Genomic DNA, 15,115 nt, shown 5'->3' on the forward strand with positions numbered 1-15,115 from the left:
TGACAAGCAAACTGGACAATCCGAGGAAGCTTGTCAAGCATCATTGACACTATGACCGGCGTCCTTGTCAGAGGTGCGGCCCTTGGCCCCGGCGGCCGGCGCGCCTACCTAGGCGGACCGCTCCGCCTGAAAGCCGCCCATGTCCGCACCTGAACCGCTCCCCGCCAACGCCATCGAGGTCCGCGGGCTGGAGAAGACCTACGCCGGTTCGAAGAAGGCCCCCCCGAAGGTCGCCCTTCGCGGCGTCGATCTGGTCATCCCGCGCGGCTCCATGTTCGGCCTGCTCGGCCCCAACGGCGCCGGCAAGTCGACCCTGATCAACATCCTCGCCGGCATCGTCAACAAGACCGGCGGCACGGCGGCGATCTGGGGCCGGGACATCGACAGGCAGCCGCGCGACGCCCGCGCCGCCCTCGGCGTGGTGCCGCAGGAGATCGTCGCCGACGTCTTCTTCACCCCTCGCGAGGCGCTGGAGGTCCAGGCCGGCTTCTACGGCGTCCCCGCCAACGAGCGCCGCTCCGACGAACTGCTGGCCGCCCTCGGCCTGACCGACAAGGCCCACGCCTACGTCCGCGCCCTGTCCGGGGGCATGAAGCGGCGGCTGATGGTGGCCAAGGCGCTGGTGCACAATCCGCCGATCCTGATCCTCGACGAGCCCACCGCCGGCGTCGACGTCGAGCTGCGCCGCCAGCTCTGGGACTACGTCCGCCGCATTAACGCCGAGGGCGTCACCATCCTGCTGACCACCCACTACCTCGAGGAGGCGCAGGAACTCTGCGACACCATCGCCATCATGAACCGGGGCCAGGTCGTGGCCTGCGAGCCGACGCCCCAGCTGCTGCGCCGGCTCGACACGCGCCACGTCGTGGTCACTCCCGACGGCGAGCTCGCCGGTCCGCCCAGGCTGTCGGGCTTCGAGGTCACCCCCCGGCCCAACGGCGCCTTCGCGGTCAGTTACAAGAAGGGCCAGTCGTCGGTGGAACAGGTCCTCGCCGCCGTCCGCGCCGCCGGCGTCACCATCGCCGACATCTCGACGGAGGACCCGGATCTGGAAGACGTCTTCCTCGCCCTGACCTACGGCGACGCCGGACAGGGGGATCCGACGAAGGACTAGGGACCAGGCAGCAGGCAACCGGCAGCAGGAAGGCACGGCGGGCCGCTTCAGGCTCGCTGCCCCTGTTGCCAGTCGTCTGTGGCCTGCTGCCTCAGACCACCATCACCGTCCCGATCAACAGCCGCGCGCCCGCCCGGCCGACGGTCCGGTCGGTGGCCGCCTGCAGCTGGACGATCAGTCGCTCGATATCCGGCGGCGCGCCCGGCAGCAAAGCGTTGGCGGCCTGCTGGACCACCGCCGCATAGGCCGCCCTCAGGCGCGGCGCCGACTGGGCCACCCGCGTGCGCAGCGCCGCGTCGGGCGTGTCGACCCCGGTCTCCACGGTCATCACCCCGCGCCGTCCGCCCGCCCGCATGACATTGGCGGTGATGGTCGGCAGCCTCAGATAGCTGGCCTGCGGCGCGCCTCCGCCCCCGCCGCTGGTCTTGCGGGACGTGTCCTTCAATCCAAGCAGGGCGCGGCGATCCATTCGCCGACGCTAGCGGGCAGCGTTTAAGGCCCGGTTACGGGGTCCCACGGCAGGGTCGGCCAGCGCCGCCGGGCCTCGTCCCCCTGCGCCACCTCGATCAGGCGGCCGCTCTCCGGATCCGCGGCGGCGACGATGGAACGCACGTCTTTCCAGACGCAGGCGCCGGTCTGGCGCCGGATCTCGGCCCGCACATAGACGCGCGATCCATCCGGCGACCAGCCCATGCCGGAGGTGGCCGCGTCGGGCGCGGGGACGCTGTCGCACCCGTTGCGCCGCCCCAGCTCGGCGGTGACGGCTTCCCGGACGGCCGCGGACTCGACCGCCTGGGCCCGGGCGTTCACGGTCCACAGCCGGAAGCCGCTCCCGGCGGCGGCGCCGGAATCATTGACGTAGAAGCGGCGCGAGTCGGGCGACCACGAGAGCCGGGACGGGACATTGACCTCGCCGGCCCGGCTGCGCCGCATAAAGCCGGCGCTCAGCAGGAGGGTCGGATCGGAGCCGCCCCCATAGACGACGCTCATCGTCCCGGCCGGCGACTGGATCACGGCGGGCTGCATCTCCAGCGGCGCCGAGGCGCTGACCGGAGCTCCCTCCGCCGAAGGTTCGGGCGCACAGCCGGCGACGGCGAGCAGCGCCGCCAGCCCCCTGAGTCCGCGCCCGGTCACGCCGCCGCCTCGATCCCCCGGGGCTCCATCGGCTTCAGGTCCAGCAGGGTGAACAGGGCTGCGTCCTCGTCCTGCTCCGGATTCGGCGTGGTCAGCAGCTTGCCGCCGACGAAGATCGAGTTGGCCCCCGCGAGGAAGCACAGCGCCTGCATCTCCGGGCTCATCGTCTCGCGTCCGGCCGACAGCCGCACCATGGCCTTCGGACAGACCAGCCGCGCCACGGCGACGGTGCGGACGAATTCGATCGGGTCGATCTCGCCCTCGCGCTTCACCCGGTCGCCCAGCGGCGTGCCGGTCACCGGAACCAGCGCATTGACCGGCAGGCTGTCGGGGTGCTCGGGCAGGGTCGCCAGCGCGTGCAGCAGGCCGGCCCGGTCGCAACGCGCCTCGCCCATGCCGACGATACCGCCGCAGCAGGTGCTCATGCCGGCGTCCCGCACATGCTGCAGCGTATCCAGCCGGTCCTGATAGGTCCGCGTAGTCACCACCTCGGCGTAATAGTCCGGCCCGGTGTCGAGGTTGTGGTTGTAGTAATCCAGACCCGCCGCCTTCAGCTGCCGCGCCTGATCGGCCGTCAGCATGCCCAGCGTCGCGCAGGTCTCCAGCCCCAGGGCCTTCACGCCCGCGATCATGGCGGCCAGCTTCGGCGTGTCGCGGTCCTTCAGCTCGCGCCAGGCCGCGCCCATGCAGAACCGGCTGGCCCCGCCGGCCCTGGCCGCCATGGCCTCGGCCAGCACCGTCCGGGCGTCCATCAACTTTTCGGCCTTCAGCCCGGTCTGGAAGCTGGCCGACTGCGAGCAGTAGCCGCAGTTCTCGGCGCAGCCGCCGGTCTTGATCGACAGCAGCTGGCTCTTCTGCACCTCCGACGGGTCGAACCAGCGCCGGTGCACCGTCGCGGCCTCGAACACCAGCTCCATGAAGGGACGCGCGAACAGGGCCTCGACCTCGTCCAGGGTCCAGTCGTGGCGGGGGATCGACAGGTCAGGCGTCATGGTCGCTTCCCTGACGCAGGCCGGGGCGGGGGGCAAGCCCCCCGAACGCCCTAGACGTCCATGATGATCTCGCCGCGCTTCAGGTCGATGACCACGCGGTCGAACACGCCCAGCACGTCGACGCCCATGAGCATGGCCGGGGTGTTCTCCAGCCCCAGCAGCCGGAAGATGTGGAAATCGCCCATCAGCACGGCCAGCCGGTCCAGCACCAGCTCGTCGAAATGAACCGCCGACACCACCATGGCCTGGGCCAGCGCCGCCCGTCCGGTGGGCGACTGCACCAGCATCTCGCCGGTCGAGGCCGCGCGGCTCTGGAACGGGCGGGCGCCGGCGGCTGCGGCCAGGGCCGGATTGATCAGGGTGACCTGGGCCCCGGTGTCGACCACCGCCTGCACGGGCTGGCCGCGCACCAGGGCGTTCAGCACCATCAGCTCGGCCCCGCCCCCCTGCGGCGGCTGGAACCGCACCCGCGGCCGCACCACGCCGAGAAACTGGTCGGGATCAGGCCGCGAACGGTTGATGGACGACCGCCCCTGTCCCCGGAAGCGCATGACGAGCCGCTGATCGGCCAGCAGGTCGAGCCCGAGCAGGCCGTCCAGCCCAATCAGTCCGGGCCGGGATCCCACCGCCAGCCGCGCCTCGCCGACCGACAGGGCGCCGCTCGACAGGGTCCGCGCCCGCACAGCCGCCACGCGCTCCAGTCCGATCACCGTATGCATGTCCAGTTCGCCGGCCGGGGCGATCCCCAGCCGCTCGACCAGATCGCTGGCGACGACCGACGCGCTGGCCGCCGTGTCGACGGCGAACTGGAACGGGCCCTCTCCGTTGATGAACACCGGCACGGTCGAGCGGCGGACCCGGTCCGTCGTCTGGTCCGCGTGGAATTCGTCGATCTGCGTCTCTTGCGCCAGGGCCAGCCTTGGCGCGGCCACGGCCCCCAGCAGGGCGCCGCCCAGCACGCGGCGGCTCAGTCCGTTCACCGTCATCACGCTCCTCCCGGCGGCAGCGTTGCACGGAAATCGCCGCACGGCGACCCCGGCGGACTGTATTCGGGAAAGGCGCGTGTGAGCCGGGATGTTTTGATGTATGATCCGGCGTCCCCGCTTCAGGAAGCGGTCGTTCGTACCCCAGTATTCAGTGCCGCGTGCCGTTGGGCCCAGTGCAACCTTGGGGAAGATCATGCCAGATCAGACGCCGCGCATCAGCGCCAAAGCCCGCGCGATTCTGCGCGCCAATCCGTCGGTGCTCGGGTTTTCGGAATCCCTGAAACCGAAGCTCGAGCGAGGCCGGCCCGTCGGCCCGCTGGCGATCCGCGTCTACGTCGAGAAGAAGCGAGACAAGCCGATGGTGCCCGAGGCGGTCGACGGCGTCCCGACAGACGTCGTCGTCATCGGCAAGGTCGAGCCGACGGGTCTGCCGCCCCGCAATCGCGGCGCGTTCCGTCCGCTCGAGGGCGGAGCGTCCGGGATGTACAGGGGCGGCACCGCCGGGACGCTGGGATATTTCATGCGCGACCGGCGGCAACCGCCGCCGCCGAACAAGCCGCAGTGGTATGCGCTGTCCTGCGCCCACGTCCTCCACACGGGAACGGCCCAGAACGAAACCCTCCAGCCTTCCCCGCGCGACGGCGGCGCCGATCCGGTCGACCGCGTCGGTCGCGAGCGGCTGTGGACCTATTTCGGGGTGGACGCCGCCCTGTCGGCCCTCGACGAACGGGCGATCGCCGGCATCATCGACCTGCCCGCGCCGGTCGGGGCTTCCCCGCCCTTCGTCGGGAAGACCGTCGCCAAATCCGGCCGGACGACGGGCGTCACCTTCGGCAAGGTGTTCGACGACGGCGCCGAGTTCAAATTCCCGGCCTGGGCCACCTCGCCGGGGCCCGTCCGGTTCCGGGACGTGATCCTCGTCTGGCACAGGCGTCGGAACTTCAGCGAGGGCGGAGACAGTGGCAGTCTCGTGATCGATCCGGGCGACGACACCGCGGTGGGCATGGTTTTCGGCGGAAGCACCACCACGCCGAAATACACCCTTGTTGCGTCGATACGGTCGGTGCTGAAGGCGTTCCCGAACCAGATGCTGGTGCATGTGGGCGAGACCTGGCCGTAGGCGGCGCCTTCCCGGGCCGGGCAAACATATAAGGATATCCTTATATGCCCGTTGCCGGGCGGCGGTCGACGGGCTATAGCGGCGCCGACCCCGAGACCCGCCAGAGGCTTTCATGACCGACTACATCGTCCGCGACATTTCCCTTGCCGCCTACGGCGAGAAGGAAATCGCCATCGCCGAGACCGAAATGCCCGGCCTGATGGCGCTGCGGGCGGAATACGGCGCGGCCCAGCCGCTGAAGGGCGCCCGCATCGCCGGCAGCCTGCACATGACCATCCAGACCGCGGTGCTGATCCAGACGCTGGAAGCCCTCGGCGCCGAGGTCCGCTGGGCCTCGTGCAACATCTTCTCGACCCAGGACCACGCCGCCGCCGCCATCGCCGCCGCCGGCACGCCGGTCTTCGCCACCAAGGGGGAGACCCTCGTCGAGTACTGGGACTACGCCCACAAGATCTTCGAATGGGCCGACGGCGGCTATCCCAATCTGATCCTCGACGACGGCGGCGACGCCACCCTGCTGTGCGTGCTCGGGCCCAAGGCCGAGAAGGACATCTCGGTCCTGTCGAACCCGCAGAACGAGGAGGAAGAGGCCCTCTACGCCGTGATGAAGCGGTACCTGAAGGAAAAGCCGGGCTTCTATTCGGCCATCCGCGACGCCATCGGCGGCGTGTCGGAAGAGACCACCACCGGTGTCCACCGGCTGTACCAGATGGCCGAGCGCGGCGAGCTGCCGTTCCCCGCCATCAACGTCAACGACAGCGTCACCAAGTCCAAGTTCGACAACCTCTACGGCTGCCGGGAAACGCTGGTCGACGCGATCCGCCGCGGCACCGACGTCATGCTCTCGGGCAAGGTCGCCGTGGTCTGCGGCTACGGCGACGTCGGCAAGGGCTCGGCCGCCTCCCTGCGCCAGGGCGGCGCCCGGGTGAAGGTCACCGAGATCGACCCGATCTGCGCCCTGCAGGCGGCCATGGAAGGCTATGAGGTCGTCACCCTCGAGGACGCCGCGGGCGAGGCCGACATCTTCGTCACCGCCACCGGCAACAAGGACGTCATCACCGTCGACCACATGCGGGCGATGAAGAACAACGCCATCGTCTGCAACATCGGCCACTTCGACAGCGAGATTCAGGTCGCGGGCCTGAAGAACTTCAAGTGGGACGAGATCAAGCCGCAGGTCCACCACATCGAATTCCCGGACGGCAAGAAGATCATCCTGCTGTCCGAAGGCCGCCTGGTGAACCTCGGCAACGCCACCGGCCACCCGTCGTTCGTGATGAGCGCCAGCTTCACCAACCAGACGCTGGCCCAGATCGAGCTTTGGACCAACAAGTCGAAATACCAGAACCAGGTCTACGTCCTGCCCAAGCACCTCGACGAGAAGGTCGCCCGCCTGCACCTCGACAAGCTGGGCGCCAGGCTGACCACCCTGAAGCCGGAACAGGCCGACTACATCTCGGTCCCGGTCCAGGGCCCGTTCAAGCCCGACCACTACCGCTATTGATCGATCGCGCCGCCCGGGCGGACGGACCCCCCGGGCGGCCCGTCGGCCCGTCCAGCCAAGGCAGGGACATATCGCGTGGAAATCCTTCCCTTCTCAGACGACCTCGCCGGCGTCTTCCATGACATCAACGTGCAGTGGATCGAGACAATGTTCGCCGTCGAGCCCACCGACCGCGAGGTGCTGGAGAACCCCCGCAGCCGCATCCTCGATCCGGGGGGCGATATCCTGTTCGTCCGCGCCGGCGATCTCGGCGTCGTCGGGACCTGCGCGCTGCAGAAGACCGGGCCGGGCCAGTTCGAACTGACCAAGATGGGCGTTCTCGAAAACGCGCGCGGGCGCAAGGCCGGCGAGTTCCTGCTCCACGGCATGATCCGCCGCGCCGCCGACCTGGGCGCGACCCGGCTGTACCTGCTCACCAACGCCCGCTGCGCCCCGGCCATCCACCTCTATGAAAAGGCGGGCTTCCGGCACGACGCCGGGATCATGGCCGAGTTCGGCAGCCGCTATGCGCGCTGTGATGTCGCGATGCTGTACCAGGGCCCGCTACTGGCCTCGCCGCCGCCGCCCGCCTAGGGTGGGGCGATGAACCTGCTCGACGTCCTGATCATCCTCGCCATCCTCGCGGTGGCCGTCACCTTGGCCTTCGGCATCCGCTCGCTGTACCAGACCGGGCCGGAGGCGCGCTCGCGCAGCAACCGGCTGATGCGGCTCAGGGTCGCGCTGCAGGCCGTGGCCGTGGTGCTGCTCGTCGTCGCCATGTGGTGGAAATCGACCCACGGAGCCTGACCGCATGGTCGTCCTCAACCGCATCTACACCCGGACCGGCGACGGCGGCGAAACGCGGCTGGCCTCCGGCGCGCCGGTGTCCAAGACTGACGCCCGCGTGGAGGCCTACGGTTCGGTCGACGAGTTGAACGCCGTGATCGGTCTCGCCCGGCTGCACGCGGGCCAGAACGACCGCATCGACGCCCTGCTCGGCCGCATCCAGAACGAGCTCTTCGACCTCGGCGCCGACCTCGCCACCCCGCACGAGCCGCCCCCGAAATGGGAGGCCCTGCGCATCCTCGACAGCCAGGTCGAGCGTCTTGAGGCCGAAATCGACGCGATGAACGAGAGCCTGAAGCCGCTCGACAGCTTCATCCTGCCCGGAGGCTCGGCACTCTCGGCGCATCTGCACCTGGCCCGCACCGTCTGCCGCCGGGCCGAACGCGACGCCATCCGCGCCCGCGAGGCCGGCCGCGAGATCTCCCCGGTCGCGGTGCGCTACCTCAACCGCCTGTCCGACCATCTGTTCGTCGCCGCCCGCCGCGCCAACGCCAACGGCGCCGACGACGTCAAATGGGCCCCGGGCGCAACCCGCTGAAGGGCTAGCGCCCGATCAGTTCCTCACGCTGGCGCTCCACCTCGGCGTCCCGCGCCGACTTCGCCGCCGCCAGTCGGTCCTCCAGCTGGATCAGCTCCCGGTTCTTCGCGTTCGAGGCCTCGGCCCGGCTCTGGCCGTTCGGCCGGCCGGTGATCTCGGCGATGGCGATCGGCATGGCGCAGACCGCGCCCTCGCGGTCCCACCAGCCGCCGGCGGCCTCGCAGCGGTCCCCCGGCGCCACCACCAGCGCCTGCCAGGCGAAGGCCGCCCCGACCAGCACGGCGAACGTCGCCAGGAACAGCACGCTCAGTCGCTTCATGGTCAGCAGGCGGTGCATCGTCGATTTCCATTCCTGACCGCGACATCGGGCGGCAGGCCCGTTGACGCGGCGTTACGTTGACAGGCCGGGGCAGGCGTTCCATTCCCTGCCCGCACATTCCGGCGATCTCATGGACAGCGCAATGAAGGTACTCGTCCCCGTCAAACGGGTGATCGACTATAACGTCAAGGCCCGCGTCAAGGCGGACCAGACCGGCGTCGATCTGGCCAACGTCAAGATGAGCATGAACCCCTTCGACGAAATCGCCGTCGAGGAAGCGGTCCGGCTCAAGGAGGGCAAGGAGCATCACGCGGCGGGCACGGCGAGCGAGATCGTCGTCGTCTCCATCGGCGTGACCCAGGCCCAGGAGACCATCCGCACCGCCCTGGCCATGGGCGCCGACCGCGGCCTGCTGATCCAGTCCGACGCCGACCTCGAGCCCCTCGCGGTCGCCAAGCTGCTCAAGGCCGTGGTCGACGAGGAGAAGCCGGACCTGGTCCTGATGGGCAAGCAGTCCATCGATGGCGACAACAACGCGGTCGGCCAGATGCTCGCCGCCCTGCTCGACTGGCCCCAGGCCACCTTCGCCGGCAAGCTGGTCGTCGCCGACGGCAAGGCCACCGTGACCCGTGAAGTCGACGGCGGCCTGCAGACCGTGGCCGCGACCCTGCCGGCGGTGGTCACCGTCGACCTGCGCCTCAACACCCCGCGCTACGCCTCCCTGCCCAACATCATGAAGGCCAAGAAGAAGGAGATCGCGGTCAAGGCGGTCGCCGACTACGGCGTCGACACGGCGCCGCGCCTGAAGGTCCTCAAGGTGACCGAGCCGCCCAAGCGCGCCGGCGGGATCAAGGTCACCGACGCGGCCGACCTGGTCGCCAAACTCAAGACCGCGGGGGTGCTGTAATGGCCGTTCTCGTCATCGCCGACCGCGACGGGGATACCGTCCGCGACACCACCCACAAGACCGTCACCGCCGCCCTGAAGCTGTCGGGCGAGGTCGATGTCCTCGTCATCGGCCAGGGCTCGAAGGGCGCCGCCGACGCCGCCGCGAAGATCGCCGGCGTGCGCAAGGTGCTGCTGGCCGAAAGCGCCGGCCTCGGTCACCAGTTGGCCGAAGCCGTCGAGGCCACCGTCGTCGGACTCGCCGCCGGCTATGACGCCATCCTCTCGCCGGCCAGCACCGACGGCAAGAATTTCATGCCCCGGATCGCCGCCAAGCTGGACGTCGCGCCCATCTCCGACATCGTCGAGGTGGTCGCCCCCGACACCTTCGTGCGCCCGATCTACGCCGGCAACGCCCTGGAGACGATCCAGTCGTCCGACGGCAAGAAGGTCATCACCGTCCGCCCGACCGGCTTCGACGCGGCGGGCGAGGGCGGCTCCGCCTCCGTCGAGACCGTGGCGGGCGCCGACGCCGGCAAATCCGCCTTCGTCTCCGAGGAAATGGTCAAGTCCGACCGTCCGGAACTGGGCGCGGCGAAGATCGTCGTCTCCGGAGGCCGCGCCCTCGGCTCCGCGGAAGAGTTCCACGCCGTCATGGACCCGCTGGCCGACCGGCTCGGCGCCGCCGTCGGGGCCTCGCGCGCCGCGGTCGACGCCGGCTACGCCCCCAACGACTACCAGGTCGGCCAGACCGGCAAGGTGGTGGCTCCGGCCCTCTACATCGCCATCGGCATCTCGGGCGCGATCCAGCACCTCGCCGGCATGAAGGACTCCAAGATCATCGTCGCCATCAACAAGGATGCCGACGCCCCGATCTTCCAGGTCGCCGACTTCGGCTGGGTCGCGGACTACAAGACCGCCGTGCCGGAACTGATGAAGGCGCTGGGCTGACGGCCCCTCAATCCGCTCATCCCGGCTTTCGCCGGGATGAGCAGGTATGATTGAAATCGCGCGCCTCCCCGTCCGCCTGACCCCCGGCGCGTCCGCCGATCGCATCGACGGCTGGGACGTCGACGCCGACGGCCGCCCCGTCCTCAAGGTCCGGGTCCGCGCCCGGCCGGTCGAGGGCGAAGCCAACGCCGCCCTGCTCAAACTGCTGGCGAAGACCCTCGGCGTGCCGAAATCCGCCGTCACGCTCGACCGCGGCGGCCAGTCGCGCCTGAAGATGATCTCCGTCGCCGGCCTCGACGACCGCGCGCTCCGGGACCGTCTTACGGACTTGTAATATTTCCGGCCTTGTCGCGGCGCGGGCGAAGCCGTTGTAATCCGCACCGACCGGCGCCCCCATTTCTCGAGCCTGGGCGCAACAGGGGATGCTTCGATGAGACTTCAACGCCTGCGGGGCGCCAGCCTCGCCGCCCTCGCCTGCGTGGCCCTGACGGCCTGCGCCACCACCGGAACCGACGGATCGAACGGCGACGCCGCCGCTGACGACGCCAGCGAGGCCCGCGAACCGCTCGCCCGCGGGCTGGACGCCGCCGCCAATCCCGATCCCTTCCCCTCGACCTATCGCGGACTGCCGCGCGAGAACATGGCCATCGTCGGCGGCACCGTCTTCACCGGCGCCGGCCAGCGCATCGACAACGGCGTGGTGGTGGTCACCGACGGCCGCGTCGCCGCCGTCGGCGGACCCTCGACCCCCATCCCGGCCGGCCACCGCCGCGTCGACGCGGCCGGCCGCTTCGTCACCCCCGGCGTCATCGACACCCACAGCCACCTCGGCGTCTATCCCTCGCCGGGCGTCCAGGGCATGAGCGACGGCAACGAGGCCACCAATCCGAACACCGCCCAGGTCTGGGCCGAACACTCGATCTGGCCGCAGGACCCCGGCTTCAACGCCGCCCGCGCCGGCGGCGTCACCACCCTGCAGATCCTCCCCGGTTCGGCCAACCTGTTCGGCGGCCGCGGCGTCACCGTCCGCAACATCCCCTCGGTGACCATGCAGGGCATGAAGATGCCCGGCGCCCCCTACGGCCTGAAGATGGCCTGCGGCGAGAACCCCAGCCGCGTCTACGGCGGTCGCAACTCGTCGCCCGCCACCGGCATGGGCAATGTCGCCGGCTACCGGGCCGCCTTCATCGCCGCCCGCGAGTACAAGGCCAAATGGGACAAGTGGCGCGAGGACGGCGAGGGCTCGCCCCCGACCCGAAACCTGCAGCTCGAGACCCTCGCCGGTGTGCTGGACGGCTCGGTGCTGATCCAGAACCACTGCTACCGCGCCGACGAAATGGCGGTGATGATCGATATCGCCAAGGAGTTCGGCTACCGGATCACCGCCTTCCACCACGCCGTGGAGGCCTACAAGGTCGCGCCGCTGCTGGCCCGCGAGGGCATCTGCGCCGACATGTGGACCGGCTGGTGGGGCTTCAAGATGGAAAGCCTCGACGGGGTCGAGGCCAACGCCGCCCTCGTCGACGCGCCCGAGGGCTCCTGCGCCGTCATCCACTCCGACGACGCCGAACTGACCCAGCGCCTCAACCAGGAAGCCGCCGCAGCCCTCGCCGCCGGCCGCCGCATCGGCATGAACATCCCCGAAGAGCGCGCCATCGCCTGGATCACCCTGAATCCAGCCCGGTCTCTGGGCATCGCCGACCAGACCGGCTCCCTCGAGGCCGGCAAACGGGCCGACGTGGTGATCTGGAGCGCCAATCCGTTCAGCGTCTACGCCCGCGCCGATCAGGTCTTCATCGACGGCGGCCTCGCCTTCGATCGCTTCAACCCGGCCTACCAACCGGTGTCGGACTTCGAACTCGGCCAGCCCGGCTACGGCGTGTCCGCCGCCAACGTCACGCAGGGAGCCCGCTGATGCGCCTCAGGACCCTCATCCTCGCGGCCGCCTCGGCCGCCGCGCTCGCCTCGCCCGCGCTGGCCCAGGAACTGACCGCCATCACCGGCGGCCGGGTGCTGACCGGGACCTCCGTCATCGAGAACGGCACGGTGGTGATCCAGAACGGCCGGGTCGTCTCGGTCGGGACCGGGGCCGCCCCCTCGGGCGCCCGCGTCATCGACGCCCGCGGCAAGGTCGTCGCCCCCGGCTTCGTCGCCGTCGACTCCGGCCTCGGCGGCTCGGAGGTCTCGTCCGTCGGAGCCTCGGACGACCTGACCAACGGTGCCAACTCCATCAGCGCCTCGTTCGACGTCTCGTGGGGCCTCGACCCGTGGTCCTTCACCCTGCCGGTGGCCCGCCTCGGCGGCATCACCCGCGCCATCGTCGTACCCGGCCACCCGGGCGGGTCCGGCGGCCACAACCACCAGGACGACAGCGACTTCGCCGGCGTGGGCGACGGCGGCTTCCAGTCGCCCAGCCTGTTCGCGGGCCAGGCCGCCATCATCCACCTGGCCGAGGGCTCCGACATCCTCGTCAAGCCGCGCGTGGCCATGGTCGCCCCGTTCGGCGAGGCCGGCGCCGGCGTTTCCGGCGGCGCGCGCGGGGCCGAGTTCGTCCAGTTCAGGGAAACCCTGGCCGAGGTCCGCCTCTACGCCCGCAACCGCGCGGCCTACGACCGCGCGGGCCTTCGCGACCTGTCGCTGTCGCGCGCCGACCTCGAGGCCCTTATCCCGGTCGCCAACGGGACCATGCCGCTGATCGTCACGGTGCATCGCGCCGCGGATATCCAGCAGGTCCTGCGCCTCGCCCGCGAAGAGGGGGTGAAGGTCATCCTCGACGGGGCCGAGGAGGGCTGGCTGGTCGCCGGCCAGATCGCCGCCGCCGGCGTGCCGGTGCTGCTCAACCCGATCTCCAACCTGCCCGGCAGCCTCGAGACCCGGGCGGCGCGGATGCAGAACGCCGCCGCCCTCGACGCGGCCGGCGTGCTCATCGCCATCAAGGGCAACGAGGGCTCGATCCATCGCGCCCGCGAGACCCGCTACAACGCGGGCAACGCCGTCTCGCACGGCCTGCCCTACGACGCCGCGATCGAGGCCATCACGGTCAATCCGGCGAAGATCTTCGGCATGGCCGGCCAGTTCGGCGAGTTGCGTCCCGGCGCCGCCGCGGACGTGGTCATCTGGTCGGGCGATCCGCTGGAGCCGCTCAGCCTCGCGGAGACCATCTTCGTCAACGGCCAGGAACAGGCCCCCACGAGCCGCCAGTTCCTGCTCCGCGACCGCTACCGCACCGGCGGCGAAGGGGCGATGCCGCCGGCGTACAGCCGCTAGCCATGCTTCCTCCTCCCGTGGGGAGAAGGTGGCTCGCGGAGCGAGACGGATGAGGGGAAAGCCGCTTGCGCCCGCCGGGCGGACGGCCTGGCGCGAACAGCCCCCCTCATCCGAGGCGCTTTGACAACCGAATCCCGAAGCGCCAGTCAGGCCGCATGAGCCCGCCGCGCATCTTCATCGACGCCGACGCCTGCCCGGTGAAGGACGAGGTCTATCGGGTGGCCGCCCGCTACGGCCTGCGCGTGTTCGTGGTCTCCAACGCCTTCGTCAACACGCCCCGCGAGGCGTGGATCGAGAGGGTCCTCGTCGAGGCCGGTCCGGACATCGCCGACGACTGGATCGCTGAACGGGCCGGGCGGGGCGACATCGTCATCACGTCGGACATCCCGCTCGCCGACCGCTGCCTCAAGTCCGGCGCCCAGGCGCTGAAGGCCAACGGCCAGTTCTTCACCCCCGACTCTATCGGCTCGGCCCTGGCCGGACGCATGGTCGGGGAACACCTGCGTTCGATCGGCGTCGCCACGAGCGGCCCGGCCCCGTTCGGACCGAAAGACCGCTCCGCCTTTCTTCAGGCGTTGGATCGGGCCGTGGTCATCGCCAAGAGATCGCCCCGATGACCACGATCCCGGAAAACGAGCTTGAGTTCCGCTTCTTCCGCGCCGGCGGCCCCGGCGGGCAGAATGTCAACAAGGTCGCCACCGCGGTGCAGATGCGCTTCGACGTGCGGAACTCCCCGTCCCTGACCGAGGCGGTGAAGGCCCGGCTGATGAAGCTGGCCGGCAGCCGGCTGACCCTCGACGGCGTCATCGTCATCACCGCCGCCCGCTTCCGCACCCAGGAGCGCAACCGGGCCGACGCCGTCGAGCGGCTGCAGGGTCTGGTCGACAAGGCCTCGGTCGCGCCGGTCTATCGCGTGCCGACCCGGCCCACCCGCGCTTCGAAGGAGCGCCGGCTGGAAGGCAAGGCCAAACGGTCGACGATCAAGAGCGGCCGCGGCAAGCCGGGCCTGTCCGACTGAGGCGCGGGGCTATTGCCCGGCCGGGCGGAACAGCAGGGCCGACACCTCGCCCGCGTCGTTATGGCCGATCAGCCACTGGGTCGCGGCGTTGGCGAAGACGACGTTGAACACGTCGATGCCGTTCTGGCTGCCGACGAAATCCACCGACACCACCGCACCGAAGCCCTGGATGATCGGGACGACCGTCGCCTCCTGCTCGCGCACCCGGGCGGCCAGTTCGTCGGTCATCTCCGAATAGTCGAGAGCCCCGGCCTGGGCGGCGGCGATGATCGCCCGCACCGTCTCTTCAGAGGCGTCGTTGGCCGGCGTCGACGAGACCGGGCCCGCCGGCGCGGGGGCAGGGGTCACGGTCTGGGGCCGCGCCGGGCCGTCGAAGGTGTTCGGCACCGTGCCGGCGGCCACCTGGGCGTGGGCGGCGGGCGCGAGCAGGGCGAGGGCGGCGGCGAGCAGAAGGGGCTTCAT

19 protein-coding genes are annotated in these 15,115 nt (G+C 70.3%); 13 read left to right on the forward strand and 6 right to left on the reverse strand.

Translation table 11 applies throughout. The features are described from left to right. Nucleotides 1–139 precede the first annotated feature (139 nt). Entirely contained in the window at nucleotides 140–1,114 is a 975-nt protein-coding gene (locus VGD32_RS05195; RefSeq protein WP_331030841.1) for an ABC transporter ATP-binding protein, read from the forward strand. A 91-nt stretch (nucleotides 1,115–1,205) separates the two neighbouring features. Here VGD32_RS05195 and VGD32_RS05200 read toward each other — a convergent pair whose 3' ends face one another. Genes VGD32_RS05200 through VGD32_RS05215 form a run of 4 tightly spaced genes read right to left on the reverse strand, consistent with a single transcriptional unit; the run spans nucleotide 1,206 to nucleotide 4,226 of the window. Further along, entirely contained in the window at nucleotides 1,206–1,583 is a 378-nt protein-coding gene (locus VGD32_RS05200) for a Tat pathway signal protein (RefSeq protein ID WP_331030842.1), read from the reverse strand. Nucleotides 1,584–1,606: 23 nt separating this feature from the next. Then, the gene (locus tag VGD32_RS05205; RefSeq protein WP_331030843.1) at nucleotides 1,607–2,248 is read right to left on the reverse strand and encodes a hypothetical protein; all 642 of its coding nucleotides are present in this window, start codon (nucleotides 2,246–2,248) and stop codon (nucleotides 1,607–1,609) included. After that, a complete protein-coding gene (gene bioB, locus VGD32_RS05210) occupies nucleotides 2,245–3,240 on the reverse strand; it encodes a biotin synthase BioB (protein ID WP_331030844.1) in 996 nt (331 codons plus the stop codon). The genes VGD32_RS05205 and bioB overlap by 4 nt, the downstream gene beginning before the upstream one ends. 50 nt (nucleotides 3,241–3,290) lie before the next feature. Next, on the reverse strand, nucleotides 3,291–4,226 hold the full coding sequence (locus VGD32_RS05215; protein ID WP_331030845.1) for an aspartyl protease family protein: 936 nt from the start codon (nucleotides 4,224–4,226) through the stop codon (nucleotides 3,291–3,293). A 193-nt stretch (nucleotides 4,227–4,419) separates the two neighbouring features. On the opposite strand from VGD32_RS05215, the gene VGD32_RS05220 reads away from it, so the two are divergent. The 5 genes from VGD32_RS05220 (at nucleotide 4,420) to VGD32_RS05240 (ending at nucleotide 8,213) form a co-directional block, all read left to right on the forward strand. Next, nucleotides 4,420–5,346, forward strand: a complete 927-nt coding sequence (locus VGD32_RS05220; RefSeq protein ID WP_331030846.1) for a hypothetical protein — start codon at nucleotides 4,420–4,422, stop codon at nucleotides 5,344–5,346. Nucleotides 5,347–5,458: 112 nt separating this feature from the next. Next, on the forward strand, nucleotides 5,459–6,850 hold the full coding sequence (ahcY, locus tag VGD32_RS05225) for an adenosylhomocysteinase (protein ID WP_331030847.1): 1,392 nt from the start codon (nucleotides 5,459–5,461) through the stop codon (nucleotides 6,848–6,850). A gap of 75 nt (nucleotides 6,851–6,925) precedes the next feature. Beyond that, on the forward strand, nucleotides 6,926–7,423 hold the full coding sequence (locus VGD32_RS05230; protein ID WP_331030848.1) for a GNAT family N-acetyltransferase: 498 nt from the start codon (nucleotides 6,926–6,928) through the stop codon (nucleotides 7,421–7,423). Between the two features lie 9 nt (nucleotides 7,424–7,432). After that, nucleotides 7,433–7,636, forward strand: a complete 204-nt coding sequence (locus tag VGD32_RS05235) for a twin transmembrane helix small protein (protein ID WP_331030849.1) — start codon at nucleotides 7,433–7,435, stop codon at nucleotides 7,634–7,636. Nucleotides 7,637–7,640: 4 nt separating this feature from the next. Next, nucleotides 7,641–8,213 (forward strand): cob(I)yrinic acid a,c-diamide adenosyltransferase, encoded by a 573-nt coding sequence (locus VGD32_RS05240; RefSeq protein WP_331030850.1) that lies wholly within the window; start codon nucleotides 7,641–7,643, stop codon nucleotides 8,211–8,213. Nucleotides 8,214–8,217: 4 nt separating this feature from the next. On the opposite strand, the gene VGD32_RS05245 is transcribed toward VGD32_RS05240, so the two are convergent. Next, nucleotides 8,218–8,550, reverse strand: a complete 333-nt coding sequence (locus tag VGD32_RS05245; RefSeq protein ID WP_331030851.1) for a hypothetical protein — start codon at nucleotides 8,548–8,550, stop codon at nucleotides 8,218–8,220. A 124-nt stretch (nucleotides 8,551–8,674) separates the two neighbouring features. Between VGD32_RS05245 and VGD32_RS05250 the strand changes: the two genes are divergently transcribed. The 7 genes from VGD32_RS05250 (at nucleotide 8,675) to arfB (ending at nucleotide 14,653) form a co-directional block, all read left to right on the forward strand. Next, nucleotides 8,675–9,439, forward strand: coding sequence for an electron transfer flavoprotein subunit beta/FixA family protein (locus VGD32_RS05250; RefSeq protein ID WP_331030852.1), 765 nt, complete (start codon nucleotides 8,675–8,677; stop codon nucleotides 9,437–9,439). Further along, nucleotides 9,439–10,368, forward strand: a complete 930-nt coding sequence (locus VGD32_RS05255; protein ID WP_331030853.1) for an electron transfer flavoprotein subunit alpha/FixB family protein — start codon at nucleotides 9,439–9,441, stop codon at nucleotides 10,366–10,368. The genes VGD32_RS05250 and VGD32_RS05255 overlap by 1 nt, the downstream gene beginning before the upstream one ends. 46 nt (nucleotides 10,369–10,414) lie before the next feature. Beyond that, nucleotides 10,415–10,702, forward strand: coding sequence for a DUF167 family protein (locus tag VGD32_RS05260; RefSeq protein ID WP_331030854.1), 288 nt, complete (start codon nucleotides 10,415–10,417; stop codon nucleotides 10,700–10,702). A 96-nt stretch (nucleotides 10,703–10,798) separates the two neighbouring features. Continuing rightward, a complete protein-coding gene (locus VGD32_RS05265; protein ID WP_331030855.1) occupies nucleotides 10,799–12,283 on the forward strand; it encodes an amidohydrolase in 1,485 nt (494 codons plus the stop codon). Beyond that, on the forward strand, nucleotides 12,283–13,635 hold the full coding sequence (locus tag VGD32_RS05270) for an amidohydrolase family protein (RefSeq protein WP_331030856.1): 1,353 nt from the start codon (nucleotides 12,283–12,285) through the stop codon (nucleotides 13,633–13,635). Before VGD32_RS05265 ends, VGD32_RS05270 begins: the two co-directional genes overlap by 1 nt. Nucleotides 13,636–13,790: 155 nt before the next feature. Beyond that, nucleotides 13,791–14,252: a YaiI/YqxD family protein gene (locus tag VGD32_RS05275; RefSeq protein ID WP_331030857.1), complete on the forward strand. Its 462-nt coding sequence runs from the start codon at nucleotides 13,791–13,793 to the stop codon at nucleotides 14,250–14,252. Beyond that, nucleotides 14,249–14,653: an alternative ribosome rescue aminoacyl-tRNA hydrolase ArfB gene (gene arfB, locus VGD32_RS05280; protein ID WP_331030858.1), complete on the forward strand. Its 405-nt coding sequence runs from the start codon at nucleotides 14,249–14,251 to the stop codon at nucleotides 14,651–14,653. Before VGD32_RS05275 ends, arfB begins: the two co-directional genes overlap by 4 nt. Nucleotides 14,654–14,662: 9 nt before the next feature. Here arfB and VGD32_RS05285 read toward each other — a convergent pair whose 3' ends face one another. Next, entirely contained in the window at nucleotides 14,663–15,115 is a 453-nt protein-coding gene (locus VGD32_RS05285) for a hypothetical protein (RefSeq protein WP_331030859.1), read from the reverse strand.

The sequence above is a fragment of the Brevundimonas sp. genome (assembly GCF_036402095.1).
Classification (GTDB): domain Bacteria; phylum Pseudomonadota; class Alphaproteobacteria; order Caulobacterales; family Caulobacteraceae; genus Brevundimonas.

Excerpts from the sequence above, each read along its gene's own strand:
- VGD32_RS05195 (WP_331030841.1), top strand. The coding sequence starts at position 140 with ATGTCCGCACCTGAACCGCTCCCCGCCAACGCCATCGAGGTCCGCGGG.
- VGD32_RS05200 (WP_331030842.1), bottom strand. The coding sequence starts at position 1,583 with ATGGATCGCCGCGCCCTGCTTGGATTGAAGGACACGTCCCGCAAGACC.
- bioB (WP_331030844.1), bottom strand. The coding sequence starts at position 3,240 with ATGACGCCTGACCTGTCGATCCCCCGCCACGACTGGACCCTGGACGAG.
- VGD32_RS05215 (WP_331030845.1), bottom strand. The coding sequence starts at position 4,226 with ATGACGGTGAACGGACTGAGCCGCCGCGTGCTGGGCGGCGCCCTGCTG.
- VGD32_RS05220 (WP_331030846.1), top strand. The coding sequence starts at position 4,420 with ATGCCAGATCAGACGCCGCGCATCAGCGCCAAAGCCCGCGCGATTCTG.
- ahcY (WP_331030847.1), top strand. The coding sequence starts at position 5,459 with ATGACCGACTACATCGTCCGCGACATTTCCCTTGCCGCCTACGGCGAG.
- VGD32_RS05235 (WP_331030849.1), top strand. The coding sequence starts at position 7,433 with ATGAACCTGCTCGACGTCCTGATCATCCTCGCCATCCTCGCGGTGGCC.
- VGD32_RS05240 (WP_331030850.1), top strand. The coding sequence starts at position 7,641 with ATGGTCGTCCTCAACCGCATCTACACCCGGACCGGCGACGGCGGCGAA.
- VGD32_RS05245 (WP_331030851.1), bottom strand. The coding sequence starts at position 8,550 with ATGCACCGCCTGCTGACCATGAAGCGACTGAGCGTGCTGTTCCTGGCG.
- VGD32_RS05250 (WP_331030852.1), top strand. The coding sequence starts at position 8,675 with ATGAAGGTACTCGTCCCCGTCAAACGGGTGATCGACTATAACGTCAAG.
- VGD32_RS05255 (WP_331030853.1), top strand. The coding sequence starts at position 9,439 with ATGGCCGTTCTCGTCATCGCCGACCGCGACGGGGATACCGTCCGCGAC.
- VGD32_RS05260 (WP_331030854.1), top strand. The coding sequence starts at position 10,415 with ATGATTGAAATCGCGCGCCTCCCCGTCCGCCTGACCCCCGGCGCGTCC.
- VGD32_RS05265 (WP_331030855.1), top strand. The coding sequence starts at position 10,799 with ATGAGACTTCAACGCCTGCGGGGCGCCAGCCTCGCCGCCCTCGCCTGC.
- VGD32_RS05270 (WP_331030856.1), top strand. The coding sequence starts at position 12,283 with ATGCGCCTCAGGACCCTCATCCTCGCGGCCGCCTCGGCCGCCGCGCTC.
- VGD32_RS05275 (WP_331030857.1), top strand. The coding sequence starts at position 13,791 with ATGAGCCCGCCGCGCATCTTCATCGACGCCGACGCCTGCCCGGTGAAG.
- arfB (WP_331030858.1), top strand. The coding sequence starts at position 14,249 with ATGACCACGATCCCGGAAAACGAGCTTGAGTTCCGCTTCTTCCGCGCC.
- VGD32_RS05285 (WP_331030859.1), bottom strand. The coding sequence starts at position 15,115 with ATGAAGCCCCTTCTGCTCGCCGCCGCCCTCGCCCTGCTCGCGCCCGCC.